The organism is Actinoallomurus acanthiterrae, assembly GCF_054775715.1.
Genome location: NZ_BAAHCO010000001.1, coordinates 1,764,312 through 1,780,173, shown reverse-complemented (window position 1 = coordinate 1,780,173; position 15,862 = coordinate 1,764,312). Strand labels below are relative to the sequence as shown.

12 protein-coding genes and 1 pseudogene are annotated in these 15,862 nt (G+C 70.3%); 4 read left to right on the top strand and 9 right to left on the bottom strand.

From position 1 onward, the window contains the following. Window positions 1-154 precede the first annotated feature (154 nt). Both ACYVF7_RS08830 and ACYVF7_RS08825 read left to right on the top strand, forming a co-directional pair. The gene (locus tag ACYVF7_RS08830) at window positions 155-910 is read left to right on the top strand and encodes a GntR family transcriptional regulator (protein ID WP_460337543.1); all 756 of its coding nucleotides are present in this window, start codon (window positions 155-157) and stop codon (window positions 908-910) included. 223 nt (window positions 911-1,133) lie between these two features. Further along, window positions 1,134-1,784, top strand: a complete 651-nt coding sequence (locus tag ACYVF7_RS08825) for an Rv3235 family protein (RefSeq protein WP_460337540.1) — start codon at window positions 1,134-1,136, stop codon at window positions 1,782-1,784. A gap of 68 nt (window positions 1,785-1,852) precedes the next feature. Here ACYVF7_RS08825 and secA read toward each other — a convergent pair whose 3' ends face one another. Beyond that, on the bottom strand, window positions 1,853-4,654 hold the full coding sequence (secA, locus tag ACYVF7_RS08820; RefSeq protein ID WP_460337537.1) for a preprotein translocase subunit SecA: 2,802 nt from the start codon (window positions 4,652-4,654) through the stop codon (window positions 1,853-1,855). A gap of 244 nt (window positions 4,655-4,898) precedes the next feature. Here secA and ACYVF7_RS08815 point away from each other — a divergent pair, with 244 nt between their 5' ends. Together ACYVF7_RS08815 and ACYVF7_RS08810 are read left to right on the top strand one after the other, a co-directional pair. Next, window positions 4,899-5,210 carry an HGxxPAAW family protein gene (locus ACYVF7_RS08815; RefSeq protein WP_460337535.1) on the top strand — a complete coding sequence of 104 codons (312 nt, stop codon included), beginning with the start codon at window positions 4,899-4,901 and terminating at the stop codon, window positions 5,208-5,210. A gap of 97 nt (window positions 5,211-5,307) precedes the next feature. Further along, window positions 5,308-6,552 (top strand): winged helix-turn-helix domain-containing protein, encoded by a 1,245-nt coding sequence (locus ACYVF7_RS08810; RefSeq protein WP_460337532.1) that lies wholly within the window; start codon window positions 5,308-5,310, stop codon window positions 6,550-6,552. Between the two features lie 235 nt (window positions 6,553-6,787). Here ACYVF7_RS08810 and ACYVF7_RS08805 read toward each other — a convergent pair whose 3' ends face one another. From ACYVF7_RS08805 to ACYVF7_RS08770, 8 genes and pseudogenes are all read right to left on the bottom strand, one after another. After that, a complete protein-coding gene (locus tag ACYVF7_RS08805) occupies window positions 6,788-7,489 on the bottom strand; it encodes a response regulator (protein WP_425551308.1) in 702 nt (233 codons plus the stop codon). A gap of 179 nt (window positions 7,490-7,668) precedes the next feature. Then, window positions 7,669-8,364 carry a ribosome hibernation-promoting factor, HPF/YfiA family gene (gene hpf, locus ACYVF7_RS08800; protein ID WP_460337527.1) on the bottom strand — a complete coding sequence of 232 codons (696 nt, stop codon included), beginning with the start codon at window positions 8,362-8,364 and terminating at the stop codon, window positions 7,669-7,671. Between the two features lie 704 nt (window positions 8,365-9,068). Continuing rightward, a complete protein-coding gene (locus ACYVF7_RS08795; protein ID WP_460337524.1) occupies window positions 9,069-9,764 on the bottom strand; it encodes a ComF family protein in 696 nt (231 codons plus the stop codon). A gap of 255 nt (window positions 9,765-10,019) precedes the next feature. Next, a complete protein-coding gene (locus ACYVF7_RS08790) occupies window positions 10,020-11,774 on the bottom strand; it encodes an LpqB family beta-propeller domain-containing protein (protein WP_460337521.1) in 1,755 nt (584 codons plus the stop codon). Beyond that, on the bottom strand, window positions 11,771-13,420 hold the full coding sequence (gene mtrB / locus ACYVF7_RS08785; protein WP_460337518.1) for an MtrAB system histidine kinase MtrB: 1,650 nt from the start codon (window positions 13,418-13,420) through the stop codon (window positions 11,771-11,773). The genes ACYVF7_RS08790 and mtrB overlap by 4 nt, the downstream gene beginning before the upstream one ends. A gap of 28 nt (window positions 13,421-13,448) precedes the next feature. Continuing rightward, window positions 13,449-14,126, bottom strand: coding sequence for an MtrAB system response regulator MtrA (mtrA, locus tag ACYVF7_RS08780; RefSeq protein ID WP_345440511.1), 678 nt, complete (start codon window positions 14,124-14,126; stop codon window positions 13,449-13,451). Beyond that, a pseudogene (mtnA, locus tag ACYVF7_RS08775) lies at window positions 14,123-15,135 on the bottom strand (S-methyl-5-thioribose-1-phosphate isomerase). The gene mtrA and the pseudogene mtnA overlap by 4 nt, the downstream one beginning before the upstream one ends. A 189-nt stretch (window positions 15,136-15,324) precedes the next feature. Further along, on the bottom strand, window positions 15,325-15,756 hold the full coding sequence (locus ACYVF7_RS08770) for a hypothetical protein (RefSeq protein WP_460337513.1): 432 nt from the start codon (window positions 15,754-15,756) through the stop codon (window positions 15,325-15,327). Between the last annotated feature and the right edge of the window lie 106 nt (window positions 15,757-15,862).

Genomic DNA, 15,862 nt, shown 5'->3' with positions numbered 1-15,862 from the left:
TCACCAGAACTTTCCCATCTTTCCGCCTGTGATCTTGTCGTTACGGCTTCGTAGCCCTGACCTGCATTGACAGTGGGATCTGACATGTGGTCTAGTCCGGACTAGACCAGTCTGAACCATACTTCAACCCCGACATCCCTGCCAGAGGTACCCAATGGGGAAGATCGACCCCACCAGCCCCGTTCCGAAGTACTTCCAGCTTCGCGGCATCCTCCTCGAACTGATCGACGACGCGGAGTTGCCCGTCGACGCTCCGATCCCGTCGGAGCGCGAGCTCTGCCAGCGGTTCGGGCTGTCGCGGATGACGGTCCGCCAGGCGGTCGACCACCTGGTCACCGAGGGCCGGCTGTACCGGGTCCCCGGCAAGGGCACGTTCGTGGCGCGACCGAAGATCGAGATGCCGCTGCGGCTCGTCTCCTTCACCGAGGACATGCGCGCCCGCGGCCTCGAACCCGGCGCCCGCGACCTCGACCACCGCACCGTGCAGGCCAACGCCAACCTCGCCCGGGTCTTCGGCGTCCCGGTGGGCACCGGCGTCCACGTCATCGAGCGCCTGCGCACCGCCGACGGGGAGCCGATGGCGGTGGAGCGCTCCCAGATCCCGGCCACCGTGGCGCCGGGCCTGCTCGACACTCCCCTGGGCGACGCCTCGCTGTACGACGTGCTGGAGAAGCGCTTCGGCGTGGTCTTCGACGCGGGTGAGCAGACCATCGAGGCGGGCCTGGCGGACGCCGCCGACGCCCGGCTGCTCGACCTGCCCCGCGGCAGCGCGGTCCTCCTGCTCCAGCGCCGGTCGTTCATGAACGGCACGTGCGTCGAACTCGCCGTGTCGACCTACCGCGCCGACCGCTACCAGCTGCGCGGCGCGCTGGAGATCCCCCGGCGCAACCGCCCGGCCTCGCGCCGATAAGTCGGTGCCGGCGGCCGGTTGGATCGTCACGGCCACCGCGCTCTTTTCCTCGCCGGTCATGGGCTGGGCGCGCAATACGATCCATCCGTTTTGTGCTTACTCGGGCCGGCCCCCTTAAGAGCACACAGCTGGCCGGATCCGGCCAGAACGTATCAACGGGCCTTCTCGGGCCTCTTTGTGGCTGCCGCCCTCCCCGCGCGGCAGTCACCAAGGGAGGCCCGTCATGCGCAGAACCCCACCCGCACGCCGCTCCACCCCGATCCGGCTGATCCCGTACGGCTCCGGCCCGTCCCCCGAGATCGCCGTGTACGGCTCACTCGCCGTCGCCCTGGACTCCAGCCCACCACCCGGCCGGACCCGGCCGCCACTCGGTGTAGCCCGGCCACCCGGCGAGACCCGACCGCCCGGCACGGCTCAGCCGCACGACAAGGCCCAGCCTCGCGGTGTGGCCCAGCCGCGTACTGAGGCCCGGCCGCCTGGCGCGGCTCGGCCACTCGGCCAAGCCCGGCGGACCGGTGTGGCTCGGCCGCCGCTCGGCGTCGTTCGCGATGGTCGGCCCGACGTACGGAGCGACGCGCGGCTCATCGCCCGGCTCGTCCTGGAGGTGCTGGCCGGCCTGCGCCCGTACCACCACCTGGCCGGTCGTACGACGCCGGAGCTGTTCGAGCACCTGGACGGATTCGCCGCCCGGATGCCGACGCGTACGGTTCCGCGGCTCGGCACGGTGCGGGTCTGCGCGCCCGCGCCCGGCGTCGCGGAGGTCACCGCGATCGCGACCTTCGGACCGCGGGTCCACGCCCTCGCGCTACGCCTGGAGCACGGCCGCGGCCGGTGGCGCTGCGCCGCCATCGAAACGGCGCTCCCGCCATCCTGAGAGGCATGGGTGCGGAGAAGACGAACGGCCCCGGGCGAGATCGCCCGGGGCCGTTCGGTCGTCGTTCGCTAGTTGTTCTTCGGGTCGCCGTGGCAGCGCTTGTACTTCTTGCCCGAGCCGCAGGGGCACGGGTCGTTGCGCGACACGTCGGCGAACGCGTCCTCGGTGTCCTCGGTGTGGGTCTCCACACCGCCCTCACCGTCGACGGTCGGCGCCGAGTAGCTGAGCGTCTGCGGGCGGGCGGACTCCGCCAGGCCCTTGGCGACGATCTCCGGTGCCTCGTCGCCGGACGCGGCCAGCTCGACCGGCGCCTCGCCGACCCCGGCCACCGCCGGAGCGCGGTCCTCCTCGGCGACCTCGACCTCGAGGTTGAAGAGGTAGCCGACCGACTCCTCCTTGATGCCCTCGAGCATCGCGGTGAACATGTCGTAGCCCTCGCGCTGGTACTCGACCAGCGGGTCGCGCTGCGCCATCGCCCGCAGGCCGATGCCCTCCTGGAGGTAGTCCATCTCGTAGAGGTGCTCGCGCCACTTGCGGTCGAGGACGGACAGGATGACGCGACGCTCCAGCTCGCGGAGCACCTCGCTGCCGAGCTCCTCCTCGCGCTTGACGTACGCCTCCTGGGCGTCCTCGCCGATCTTCTCGGTGAGCAGCTCGGCGGTGAGCCCGGCCTGCCCGCCGGCCTCCTCGACCAGGTCGTCGGCGGCGATCGAGATCGGGTAGAGCTGCTTGAACGCCTTCCACAGCTTGTCGAGGTCCCACTCCTCCGGGAAGCCCTCGGCGGTGGCGGCGGTGACGTATCCGGCCACGACCTCGTCGACCATGCGCGTGATCTGCTCGTGCAGGTCGGCGCCCTCAAGGACCCGGCGGCGCTCGGCGTAGATCACCTGGCGCTGGCGGTTGAGGACCTCGTCGTACTTGAGGACGTTCTTGCGGATCTCGAAGTTCTGCTGCTCCACCTGGTGCTGCGCCGACCGGATGGCGTTCGAGACGATCTTGGACTCGATCGGGACGTCGTCCGGGATGTTCAGCCGGGTCATGATCGCCTCGACCCGGGCGGAGTTGAACAGCCGCATCAGGTCGTCCTCGAGCGACAGGTAGAAGCGGGACTCGCCCGGGTCGCCCTGTCGGCCGGACCGGCCGCGCAGCTGGTTGTCGATGCGGCGCGACTCGTGGCGTTCGGTGGCCAGGACGTAGAGGCCGCCGGCCTCCTTGACCTCGTCGTGCTCCTCCTTGACCGCCTTCTTGGCCTTGTCGATCGCATCCGGCCAGGCCTTCTCGTACTCCTCCGGAGTCTCGAGCGGGGACAGGCCGCGGGCGTGCAGCTCCTTGTCGGCGATGTGGTCGGGGTTGCCGCCGAGCATGATGTCGGTGCCTCGACCGGCCATGTTCGTCGCGACCGTGACGGCGCCCTTGCGGCCCGCCTCGGCGACGATCATCGCCTCCCTCTCGTGGTGCTTGGCGTTCAGCACCTCGTGCGGGACGCCGCGCCGCTTGAGCATCCGCGAGAGCTTCTCGGACTTCTCGACCGAGGTGGTGCCGACCAGGACCGGCTGGCCGTTCTCGTGCCGCTCCTTGATGTCCTCGACCACGGCCTCGAACTTGGCCTGCTCCGTCTTGTAGACGACATCGGAGACGTCCTGGCGGATCATCGGCTTGTTCGTCGGGATCGGGATGACGCCCAGCTTGTAGATCTTGTTGAACTCGGCCGCCTCGGTCTGCGCGGTGCCGGTCATGCCGCCGAGCTTGTCGTACAGCCGGAAGAAGTTCTGCAGGGTGATCGTGGCGAGCGTCTGGTTCTCGTCCTTGATCGTGACGCCTTCTTTGGCCTCGATGGCCTGGTGCATGCCCTCGTTGTAGCGACGGCCGTGCAGGACGCGCCCGGTGAACTCGTCGACGATCAGGACCTCGCCCGCGTTGACGATGTAGTCCTTGTCCTTCCGGTACAGCTCCTTGGCCTTGAGGGCGTTGTTCAGGAAGCTGACCAGCGGCGTGTTGACCGAGTCGTACAGGTTGTCGATGCCGAGCCAGTCCTCGACCTTTTCGACGCCGGTCTCCAGGATGCCGACCGTGCGCTTCTTCTCGTCGACCTGGTAGTCGCCGTCCTCGCCCTCGGGGCCGTCGGTGGCGCGCTTCAGCCGCGGCACGATCTTGGCGAACTCGACGTACCACTTGGAGTTCTGCTCGGCCGGGCCGGAAATGATCAGCGGGGTCCGCGCCTCGTCGATGAGGATCGAGTCGACCTCGTCCACGATCGCGAAGTGGTGGCCGCGCTGGACGCACTCGTCCAGGCTCCACGCCATGTTGTCGCGCAGGTAGTCGAAGCCGAACTCGTTGTTCGTGCCGTACGTGATGTCGGCCTCGTACGCCTTGCGGCGCTCCTCCGGCGTCATGTCGGCCAGGATCACTCCGACCTCGAGGCCGAGGAACTGGTGCACGCGGCCCATCCACTCGGCGTCGCGCTTGGCCAGGTAGTCGTTGACGGTGACGACGTGGACGCCCTTGCCGGACAGCGCGTTGAGGTACGCGGGCAGCACACAGGTCAGGGTCTTGCCCTCACCGGTACGCATCTCGGAGATGTTGCCCATGTGCAGCGAAGCGCCGCCCATGATCTGCACGTCGAAGTGGCGCTGGCCAAGCGTGCGCTTGGCAGCCTCACGGGCCGTCGCGAACGCCTCGGGAAGCAGATCGTCGAGCGTCTCGCCATCGGCCAGGCGCTCCTTGTACGTCTCGGTGAGCGCGCGCAGCTCAGCGTCGCTCATGTCGACGAAGTCTTCCTCGATGGAGTTGACCTGGTCGGCGATCCGCTTGAGCTTGCGCAGAACTTTGCCTTCGCCCGCGCGAAGGATCTTGTCGATGACTACTGGCACTCTCGGAAGCTCCTCGAACCATTCGTGGAATCGCCGGGGGTCATGTCCGACGGTGCATACACGACCCGTACGGTGTCATCGTAGGCGAGTCCAACCGTACAGCGGGACGACGTCGATATCACGGGACTCGGCCACAGCGGCCGCGCGCCCCGGGTTTATCGTTGGCTGCGCGAGGAACCGCACGACAAAGCACAACGTAGAACCGCGTTCATCGACGAACGCGTATCCCCGGGGAGGAAAACACATGGCCGGCAGTTCTCACGGAGGCCGCCCTAGTTCGTGGGTGGCGGTCATCGTGATGTGGATCGGGTTCGGCGTCGGCGGCGTCGCGATGGTCTCCGGGCCGTCGTGGTGGCTGTTCTGGACCGGAGTCGGCATCGTCGCGGTCGGCGGTGTGATCGGCATGATCGTGCGCATCTTCGACGACGTGATCATCGACGCCCCGCGCGTCATCCCCGAGGAGGCCCACCCGGCCGTGCTGCACGCGCGGGCCGTCGAGAGCGCCAAGGGCCCCGCGACCGCCACGGACCCGGCCGCCACGCACCCGCACGGCTGATCCCATCACTGGAGGCCGGGCTCCTGCCCGGCCGGCTCCCCTTGAGGCGTCAACCCGCATAAGCGTTTTGTCGGTGTCGGACCCTACGATTCGGGCCATGCCGACCCACGAGCTGACCGCCGATGAGGCGCGCCGGATCCAGCTGCACGCACAGGGCCTCCTCGGGCGTGTCGCGCCCGCATCGGTCTCCGGGCTGCGCGGCGATCCGGACGCCCGCCGCGCGATCGGTGCGCTCCGGCACCTCGGCGCGGTGCAGCTCGACACGATCTCCGTGCTCGCCAGATCCCACGAGCTCGTCGCCTACGCCCGGCTCGGCCCGGTCGGGCGTACGAGCGTCGAGCGGGCCTATTGGGGCGGATCCGCCGCGTTCGAGTACTGGTCGCACGCCGCCTGCATCCTGCCGATCGAGGACTGGCCGTTGTACGCCTTCCGCCGGCGTGACTACCGCCGCCGCGGCCGGCACTGGCATCGCACGCCTGAGGAGGCCGTCGCCGGCGTCCTCGCCCGGCTACGCGCCGAAGGGCCGCTCACCGTCACGGGCCTGGGCGGCGCCAAGAAGGGCGGCGAGTGGTTCGACCGTACGGACCAGAAGATCGCCGCGGAGTTCCTGCTGGCCACCGGTGAGGTGGTGTGCACTCGGCGGGAGGGCTGGCGGCGCGTGTACGACCTGCCGGAGCGGGCCATCCCGGCCGAGCTGCGGCAGTCGGATCCGGACGACACCGAATGCGTGACGACGCTCGTCCGCCGTGCCGCGCGGGCGCTGGGCGTCGCGACCCGGGCCGATCTGGCCGACTACGTCCGCGTCCGCGGTGAGGACGTCGACACGGTGGTCGAGGCTGCCGGGCTGATCCCGGTGACGGTCGCCGGCTGGGAGGGCGGCAACGGCGCGAAGGGCGCCGCCTGGGCGCATCCGGAGACACTGGCCGCCCCGCCGCCGCGCGGGCGGCACCGTACGACGCTGCTGTCGCCGTTCGACTCGCTCGTCTGGGACCGCAAGCGCACCCAGCGGGTGTTCGGCTTCGACCATCGGCTCGAGGCCTACGTGCCGCGTGACAAGCGCGTGCACGGTTACTTCACCATGCCGCTCCTCGCCGGCGGGCGGCTCATCGGCCGCATCGACCCGGCGCGCGAGGGCACCACGCTGGTGGTCCGCAAGGCGTCCCTGGAGCCGGGGGCGGTGAGCACCCCCGCCCGCGCCGAGCGCGCCGCCGCGCACCTGGCCGACGCGCTGCGGGAGGCGGCCTCCTGGGTCGGCTGCGACGCCGTACGCGTGGAGCGCCTCGATCCGCCTGAGTTCGCCGCGCTGCTGAGCACCGCCTTGAAGGAGATCGGCCTCGGCTGATGTCGAAGAGCCTCTGGCGCATGGCGCAGGCCATCGCCATGACGAGGACCGGCCTCAGCTGATCCCGAAAAGCTCCTCGCGAATCACCCAGACCACCGCCATGAAGACGACCCGCCTCAGCTGAACCGAAAAGCTCCTGGCGCATGACCCAAGCCGTCGTCATGACACCGGCCTCGGCTGAATCGCGAAAAGCTTTTCACGCATCGCGCAGGCGATCCCATGAAGCCGACCGACATCAGCTGATCTCGAGGAGCTTCTCCCGTACCGCGTAGACCACCGCCTCCATCCGCGAGTGCAGCTGGAGCTTCTCGAGGATGTTGCGGATGTGGTTCTTCACGGTGTTCTCGGAGATGAACAGCTCCTTGGCGATCTCCCGGTTGCCCAGGCCCCGAGCGACGAGACGGAGCACTTCCATCTCGCGCTCGGTGAGCTTGGGCGCCGGGACCTGCTGCTGCCGCTCCTCGCCGCGCTTGGCCAACGCCGCGAACTCGGTGATGAGCTTGGACGCCATCGACGGGCTGATGAACGACTGGCCGTCGTGCACGGCCCGCACCACGTCGGCGACCTCGTCGATCGAGACGTCCTTCAGCAGGTAACCGGTGGCTCCCGCCTTGATCGCCTCGAAGAGGTCCTCCTCCTCGTCGCTGATCGTCAGCATGACGATCTTCGCGCTCGGCACCTGGTCCTTGATGGCGGTACACGCCTCGATGCCACCGCGACGCGGCATGCGGATGTCCATGAGCACGATGTCCGGCAGCAGATCGCCGACCTGCTCGATCGCCTCCTGGCCGTCACCGCACTGCCCGACGACCTCGACGCCGTCCTCATCCTCGAGCACCATCTCCAGACCACGGCGGAACAGGGCGTGGTCGTCGACGATCATCACGCGGATCGGATCACCGGCGACCGTGCCGCGAGTCTCGGGGGTCTCGCTCAACTCATCCTCCAAACGGTGCGCCTGCCCATGATCAAATCCTGGGCATGTCGCGGGGCTGAGATCAAGCTCGGGGAGTCCTGGGCGCCCCACCGCGGGGCGCATCCGAGACCAGAGTGGTCGAGGCAATGGCGCGGCGCAAGCGCGAGGTCACTCTTCGACAGGTCACTCTCCTCGACAGGTCACTCTTCGACGAGCCGAATGACGCCGTAGTCCCAGCCGCGCCGACGGTAGACCACGCTGGCGTCGCCGGAGTCCTTGTCGCGGAAGAGGAAGAAGTCGTGGCCGACCAGCTCCATCTCGAACAGAGCCTGGTCGATCGTCATGGGCGCCGCCTTGTGGGACTTCTCGCGCACCACCAGGGGGCAGTCGCCCTCCATCGAGATGGGCACGATGCCCTCTTCGGCCTGCGGCCGCTCGGCGACCTCCTCCCGCCAGGAGTCCGCGATGTCGGTGGCGGTCTCCGTCGCCGGAGCCTCGGCCGCAGCCGTGGCGACGGCCGTGTCGACGGTCTCCGGCGCCAGCGCCATGGCGAGGCGGGCGCGCCCATGGCCGCCGTGGCCGCCATGACCGCCGTGCGGCTTGCGCCGGTCGCTCAGGCGGCGCAGCCGCGCCTCGAGCTTGCCGATGGCCATGTCGAGCGCCGCGAAACGGTCGTCCGCGGCGGCCTCCGCCCGGATCACGGGACCGCGCGAGTGGATGGTGAGCTCGACGCGCTCACGGCGGTCCGACTGCCGGGGATTGTGCTCCTCAGAGACCTCGACGTCGATGCGCATGACCTTCGGGTCCAGCTTCTCGACTTTGGAGATCTTGGTGTCCACGTGTCGGCGGAAACGGTCGTTCACGTCCGTGTGACGACCCTTGACGATGATTTCCACTGGGGGACCCCCCTCCTCCCCGGTCGCTGACCTGTCAGCGACGGGAACGCCGGGCTCGGTAGGTGCTTCGGATCCGGTCATCGGTCGCCGGACCCCTAGGGGACAACACCCGCCCGGCCGACCTGGTCTTCGTCCCCACATCCGCCTGCTGAGGGTCTCGCGGCGCTCTCGCCACTACTGCCCTTCTCCCGGTCCGGGGGACATCTGATCCCCCGGCGAGGCAGGACTTACCTCTAAGCCGCACCGTGATCGGTCGACAAAAAGTCGCCTTACGTGGGCCGTTTAGCCTGCGGCTGGCATCGGCTTGCCGGGCCGGTAGAGGCTCGGCGCAACCACGGACCCGGGCGGGTGTCATGTGAGGAACGCTAACCCCTCTCCGGGCGAATGTCAGGGGGGTGGGGCCGAGAAAACCACGGATAGTCATGGCCGGGCGCCGTTTCGGTCCCCTGACGCGGCATTCGGGAACCTCGTCCGGACCGGCCGCCCACTAGGCGAGACACGGTGTTCAGCCGACCCGGGGACGGCTCCGGACGGGCGGATTTCGCGGTTCGCGTAAGGCGGGCCACGGTACGCCAGCGCGTGCCACCGCTCGCGTCGGACCTGCCACCGAGTGTGATCGTCCGGACCGGTCCGGACGGGCGGCGCGCACGGCGAGCGGCTCTGCCGGCCTGAGCGGCCACTCAAGAAGGTCGACCGGAAATCCGTTACCCAACGTGACCGGGATCACTCGGCCCCTCGCCGTACCGACGCGTCGCGGCCACGACCGCCGCCGCGCACACCCGCGCGCCGGCCGCCCGCAGGGCGCGGGCCGCCTCCGCGAGCGTCACCCCGGTGGTGATCACGTCGTCCACCACGATCACCGTGGCGCCGCGCAGGTCGCGCCATGCCGTGAGAGCGCCCGCGAGGTTGGCCGCCCGCTCCGTCGCCGTCAGCCCGGACTGGTCGGCGACCCGGCGCCGGTGCGCCAGCACCCGGGCGACGGACACAGCCGTGCCCGCCCGGGCCAACTCGCCGGCGGCCGTCCGCGCGAGACGGAGGGTCGGATCGTGCCCCCGGCGGCGTACGGAGGCGCGGGAGGACGGCACCGGCACCAGCAGGACGGGCCCCTCGGTGTCGCCGGCGGCCGCCCGGACCGCCGCCGCGAGACCGGCCCCGAGTGACCGGGCCAGTCCGGTGCGCCCACGCTCCTTGTGCGCCACGATCATCTGCCTTACCGCCCCGGTGTACGCCGCGACGGCCCAGGGCCGTGGCAAGCCAGGCGGTACGGGCCGGGGCGGGCACACCCGGGCGGGGCCGCGGAGCAGAGCGGCGCAGGCGACGCACAGCAACCCGCCGGCGTCGTCACAGCCGGCGCACCGCTGGGGCAGCACGAGATCGAGGGCGGCGCCGAGGAGTCCCACAGACCGAAGCCTGCCGGTGCGCCCCCGGCGACCACCAGCCCTCTCAGCGGGCCTGTGGACGACGCTGACGGCCGCCGCCGGACGTAAGCGACAAATGGGCGCCGTACGGCGGCGTAGGCGGCCAGAGCGTGGCGTGGGCGGCCCGGCGTGACCGATCAGACCCGCATGAACAGCGAGCAGGGCCCCATGATCGGGCGGAAGCCGACGGGAGACCCCGCGAGTCGCACACGCGTACGAGAGAGGCTCAGAGCGGTCTCAGCCGGCGTAGGCGGGGTCGGAGGTGCCGTTGTAGCACTTCCACTCGTCGAACCGGTCGCTGAGCCGGCAGACGTTGAGGGTCTTGGCGTTAGGCGACGCCGAGCCCGTGACGCGCTGGGTGACCAGCAACGGGGAGCCTGGAGAGGCGGCGACCGTGGTCATCTCCCCGCCGGGGCCGATCATCGGCGAGATGGGGGCGCCGCTCACCGGCACGTCGAACAGGGAGGGGGACGGGTTCGCGTTCGTCATGCCGACGACGGCGAGATGGTCGGTGGCGCTCCAGGCGAGGTCGATGGCGCTCTGCAGTTCCGAGCTGATCGCGATGAACCCCTCCGCCTGCAGGCCACCGGACGGGGCCCGGTCGACCCGGCCGAGCTGGACCTGCCAGCGGCCGTCGACCTTCACGATCACGGCGGCGCGGGTGCCGTCGCGGGAGATGCGCAGGGCCTTCACCGGGTACGGCGTGAGCGCCCAGCCGTCCACCGGGGCCGGCCGGGTGCCTCCCTCGATCACCCAGAGACGGGAACCGGTGGCGGTGGACTCGGCGACCCAGACGTTGCCCCGGGAGTCCCAGGACGGGGTGGTGAAGGTGCCGTCCTTGGCGGTGGCGTGCAGCGTCGTCCGGGTGGCTCCGCCGAGCAGGTCGGTGACGGTGACCGTGTCCGCCGCGGCGTTCAGGGCGGCGACCTGCCGGTGGTCGTAGGAGATCGCAGGGTGGGCGACCTGGAGCTTGGACAGGACGACCTGCGCGCCGCCGCCGTCCAGGTGGCCGAGCCGCCCGTCGGCGCGGCGGACGTAGGCCGGCTGCTCCTCGCCGCTGCCGTCCGGGTCGAAGGCGTCCCAGTCCCGCGTCGACTGCAGCGTCCCGCTCACGCCGGGGACGTCGATCGCCTTGCCGTCGATCTTCAGCTGCATCTGCTGGACCTCGCGGAGCTGCCGCAGCGTCCACATCAGCTGGATCGACATGTTCCGCAGGTCGCCGGCGCGGGCCTGGCGGCTCAGGTCGACGGTGGCCACACCGCCGCTCACGTCCAGGCTGCGCAGCTTGGTGCCGGCCGGGAACGCCCAGCGTACGGAGGCGTTCTTGAGCCACGTCGTCGGACCGGCGATCAGCTGCTTCACGAGCTGGGTCGCCAGCCACGACCGGCTGACGAGCGGGATGAACACCGGGTTGGGCACGAGCACCTGCGCGTCGGGCGCGAAGAAGTACAGGTCGAGGGTGCGGAAGGCGCGCGTGACGTCGTCGCGGCTGAGCAGCAGCTCCGGCGGGAACGGCTCGGTGATGCGCCACTGCCGCTGGGCGTCCTGGCGCAGGTGGAAGACCTGCTTAAACGCCCGCCGGTCCGCGATGTACTGCCCGTCGGCGCCGATCTTGCCGAGCTGCGTGCCCTCGAGCGTGACCGTCGCCTGCCCCGGACCGTTGTCCTCGGAGGTCGGCGGGTCGAGCTGGTCGTACACGATCGACGCGGCCCCCGGCTTCCAGCAGGACGCGCAGGCGAGGTACGAGCGGGCGACCTGGTGCTCGCCGTTCGGCCCGTCGAAGCTTGACGAGGCCGTACGGAAGCCCTGGACGATCATGCTGGGCGGCCAGTCGTGTTCGGGGCCGACCGGGATGATCCGAACGTACGGGTCGTCGATCGGCTGTTCCACGCCGCCGGCGTTGCCGCTCAGCACCCGGCCGCCCTGCGGGACGCCGACACAGCCGCCCGCCAGGAGCGTCACCACAACGACCGCGAAGATCCGGAACCTCACGCGTCCGCCTCCAGTTCCAGCTCGGCGTACGGCGCACGCTGCAGCTCGATCTCCGGCGGGACGAGCGGGAGCGGCGACCCGCGCAGCTCGGCCCCGGCCACCCGGGGCAGCGACAGCCGGAACAGCGACCCCTGGCCCGGCTCGCCCCACGCCTGCAGCCAGCCGCCGTGCAGCTGGGCGTCCTCCATCGAGATCGACAGCCCGAGGCCGGTGCCGCCCGTCGTACGGGCGCGCGCCGGGTCGGCGCGCCAGAAGCGATCGAAGACCATGTTCGCCTCGCCGGGCCGCAGGCCGCAGCCGTGGTCGCGGACGGCGATGGCCACGGCGTCGCGGTCCGCGGCGACGGTGAGCACGATGTCCTTGCCCTCGCCGTGCTCGATCGCGTTGACGAGGAGGTTGCGCAGGATGCGTTCGACGCGTCGGCGGTCGACCTCGGCCATGGTCGCCTCCCCCGGCAACTGCTGAATGATCTTGCTGCCCTTGCGCTCGGCCAGATCCTCGGTGTAGCCGACGGCCCGGAGCACGAGGTCGCGGACGTCCATCGGCTCGATGTCGAGCGTGGCGGCCCCGGCGTCGTACCGGCTGATCTCCAGCAGGTCGGCCAGCAGCCCTTCGAAGCGTTCCAGCTGGCTGTGCAGCAGCTCGGCGGAGCGGGCCGCCATCGGGTCGAAGTCCTCGCGCGCCTCGTACAGCACCTCGGAGGCCATCCGGACCGTCGTCAGCGGCGTGCGCAGCTCGTGGGAGACGTCGGAGACGAACTGGCGCTGGACCTGCGACAGCTCCTGCAGCTGGACGATCTTCTCCTGGAGGTTGGCCGCCATGTCGTTGAAGGAGGTGGCGAGCCGGGCCAGGTCGTCCTCGCCGCGGACCTTCATCCGCTCCTCGAGCCGCCCCGCGGCCAGGCGCTCGGCCGCCTGGGCCGCCATGCGCACCGGGACGACCACCTGGCGCGTGACGATCGAGGCGATCGCCGCGAGCAGCAGCACGAGCGCCGCGCCCACGCCGAGGATGGTCTGCTGGACGACCTCCAGGCTCTGCCGCTCCTGCGTCAGCGGGAACAGGTAGTACAGCTGGTAGCGGCTCAGCTTGGTGCCGACGATCAGGCCGGGCTTCGAGGACCCGTCGTCATAGGTGAGCGTGCCGTACGTCCGGTAGGGCTTGCTCGCGTCCGACTGCTCGACCTGGTGCATCAGCACCGCCGGGATGCTCTTCAGCCGGATCCAGTTGGAGCTGAAGCCGACGCTGCCGGGCTCGTCGCGGTCGAGGATGATCACCTCGTAGAGGCCGGACGGGCCGCTCCGGTGGGCGAGCGTGGTGACGATCGCGTTGAGCCTGCTCTTGGTGGTCTCGGAGTTGTCCGAGCCGCCGCCGGCCAGCTGCCGCTGCGCGACACCGACGCCCTCGTCGAGCTGGAGCAGCGCCGCGCGCTCCTTGGCCTCCAGCAGCGCGGTGGTGATCTGCTGCATGAGGAAGACGCCGAGCACCGCCACGACCAGGGCGGAGACGACGAGCGTCGTCGTCACGACCCGGGCCTGCAGCGACCGGCGCCACCTGACGTACGCCGTGCGCAGCGCCGCACGGACGGACCGGCGGACCACTCCAAGGCCGCGGCGGGCCGCCGACGTCAGCGTGATCCACGCTTTCATGGACTGCTCGTGGGGGATCGAAGAGCGGTTATGCCGGGCCCGCCTTGTATCCGACGCCGCGAACGGTCACGACGATCTCCGGATGCTCGGGGTCCTTCTCGATCTTCGCGCGGAGCCGCTGGACGTGGACGTTGACCAGCCGCGTGTCGGCGGCGTGGCGGTAGCCCCACACCTGTTCGAGCAGCACCTCGCGGGTGAACACCTGGCGCGGCTTGCGGGCCAGCGCGACCAGCAGGTCGAACTCCAGCGGCGTCAGCGGGATGTGCCGGTCGCCCCGCTTCACCGAGTGGCCCGCCACGTCGATCGAGATGTCACCGATCTGGAGCAGCTCCGGCGTCGGGTCGTCGGTGCGGCGCAGCCGCGCACGCACCCGCGCCACCAGTTCCTTCGGCTTGAACGGCTTGACGATGTAGTCGTCGGCGCCGGATTCGAGGCCGAGGACGACGTCGACCGTGTCGCTCTTGGCGGTCAGCATCACGATCGGCACACCGGACTCGGCGCGGATCTGACGGCACACGTCGATCCCGTCGATGCCGGGGAGCATCAGGTCCAGCAGCACGAGGTCGGGCCGGGTCTCCCGGAATGCCTCGAGCGCCTTGTCACCGTCGTGCACGAACGATGGCTCGAAGCCTTCGCCGCGGAGCACGATGCCGAGCATCTCGGCCAGAGCCAGGTCGTCATCGACGACCAGCACGCGTCCCTTCATGACCCCTCATCGTCGCGTTTGGGGAGGCGGTCGCCCAAGGCTGCCAGGCTACCTTCGTTTACCTGCGCGATGACCCCACGCTCGGTGACGATGGCATTCACCAGCTCGCCCGGAGTCACATCGAACGCCGGATTGTAGACAGGACTCCCGAGCGGCGCTGCGGGTTGACCGGCGATCGTAGTGACTTCTACCGGATCGCGCTGTTCGATCGGAATATCGCTACCGGACCGTGCCTCAAGATCAACGGTACTCGTCGGCGCGACGACCACGAACGGCACGCCGTGGTGGTGCGCGAGCACCGCGAGGGAGTACGTCCCGACCTTGTTGGCCACGCTCCCGTCCCGCGCGATGCGGTCGGCCCCCACCACGACCAGGTCGACCTCGCCGGCGGCGAAGAGCGAGGCCGCCGCGCCGTCCGGCAGCACGGTGTACGGCAGGCCGTGGCGTCGGGCCTCGTAGGCCGTGAGCCGTGCCCCTTGCAGCAGGGGCCGGGTCTCGTCGACCCACAGCATCTTCGCCGGCCCGCGCGGTGCGCCGCGACCACCACCGCCAGGGCGGTGCCGTCGCCGCCCGCGGCGAGGGCCCCGGTGTTGCAGTGCGTCAGGATCCGGCCGCCCTCCGGCACGAGCGGAAGGCCATATTCGGCCATCCGGGCGGAGGCCGCCGCCTCCTCGGCCGCGATGTCGTGCGCCTCCGACAGCGCCGAACGCCCCTCCGCGTACGCCTGGAGCACCCGCTCGGCGCCCCGGGCGAGGTTCACCGCGGTGGGCCGGGCGCCGGCGAGAACCTCCGCGGCCTCCGCGACGTCCTGGCCGAGCGCGGCGGCCAGCGCGACGCCGTACCCCCCGGCGATGCCGAGCAGCGGAGCGCCGCGGACGGCGAGACTCTTGATGGCCGCGACGACGGCGGGAACATCCCGGCAAACCAGGACGACCTCCTCACGCGGCAGCCTCGTCTGGTCGAGTAAAGCGATCGCCGGCCCCTCGGGCGGCTCGCACCACCGCAGCACGTCCACGCCCCCAGTTTGCCCCCATTGAACGCGTACGGTCGACGAATCGCGGACTCCCGCCGGCAGGTCGCCGTGACCACTCGCGGCCACGAAGGTCGCCTGCCGACGGGTGCCGGTTCGGGCCGACGGGCGGCACGTCACGTGGCCGACGCCGCTCGTGGCCCGTCACGTGCTTCGCGGACTCGGCGCCTACTTCTTGTAAAGCACCTTGTAGTCGCTGCACCTATCCGGCGCGGGATGGGAGCCGACCATGTGTCCGACGCATGCCTGCCCCTTCACCATGGCGGCCTTCACGGGGAGCGCGCTGAAACTCTTCGCCTTGTTGTCGCCGGCCTTGCGGTCCTCGACATGAATCCAGGTGAACTTCTTGCTCGTCTTACTGCGGTAGTACCTGATGACGACCATTGCGAAGCGATGGTCGCCGCGGTCGTTGTCCTGCACCGTGCCCTTGATCACGACACTGCCGTTGACCACCTTGAATGTGCCCTTGGCGAGCACTCCCGGAGGCACGTGCTTCGCGGCTCTCAGGTCCCAGCTCCCCGTGGTCTTCGCCGACGCCGCCGGCGCCCCGAGCAGGAGCGCCGCCGAGGCCACCGCCATCGTGACGACGGTCTTCCGCATTCCGATTCCTCCGATCAGATCCGTGCCACGGGGTGCCTGCGGCCCACGTGGCGGACGCGACGGCGACGCCGCACCCCGGTGGACTCGCCGAATATGCGGAGACGCA

What these genes read in the sequence shown, in the direction of transcription:
- ACYVF7_RS08830 (WP_460337543.1), top strand. Translation starts at nt 155, where the DNA reads ATGGGGAAGATCGACCCCACCAGCCCCGTTCCGAAGTACTTCCAGCTT.
- ACYVF7_RS08825 (WP_460337540.1), top strand. Translation starts at nt 1,134, where the DNA reads ATGCGCAGAACCCCACCCGCACGCCGCTCCACCCCGATCCGGCTGATC.
- ACYVF7_RS08815 (WP_460337535.1), top strand. Translation starts at nt 4,899, where the DNA reads ATGGCCGGCAGTTCTCACGGAGGCCGCCCTAGTTCGTGGGTGGCGGTC.
- ACYVF7_RS08810 (WP_460337532.1), top strand. Translation starts at nt 5,308, where the DNA reads ATGCCGACCCACGAGCTGACCGCCGATGAGGCGCGCCGGATCCAGCTG.
- mtrB (WP_460337518.1), bottom strand. Translation starts at nt 13,420, where the DNA reads ATGAAAGCGTGGATCACGCTGACGTCGGCGGCCCGCCGCGGCCTTGGA.
- mtrA (WP_345440511.1), bottom strand. Translation starts at nt 14,126, where the DNA reads ATGAAGGGACGCGTGCTGGTCGTCGATGACGACCTGGCTCTGGCCGAG.
- ACYVF7_RS08770 (WP_460337513.1), bottom strand. Translation starts at nt 15,756, where the DNA reads ATGCGGAAGACCGTCGTCACGATGGCGGTGGCCTCGGCGGCGCTCCTG.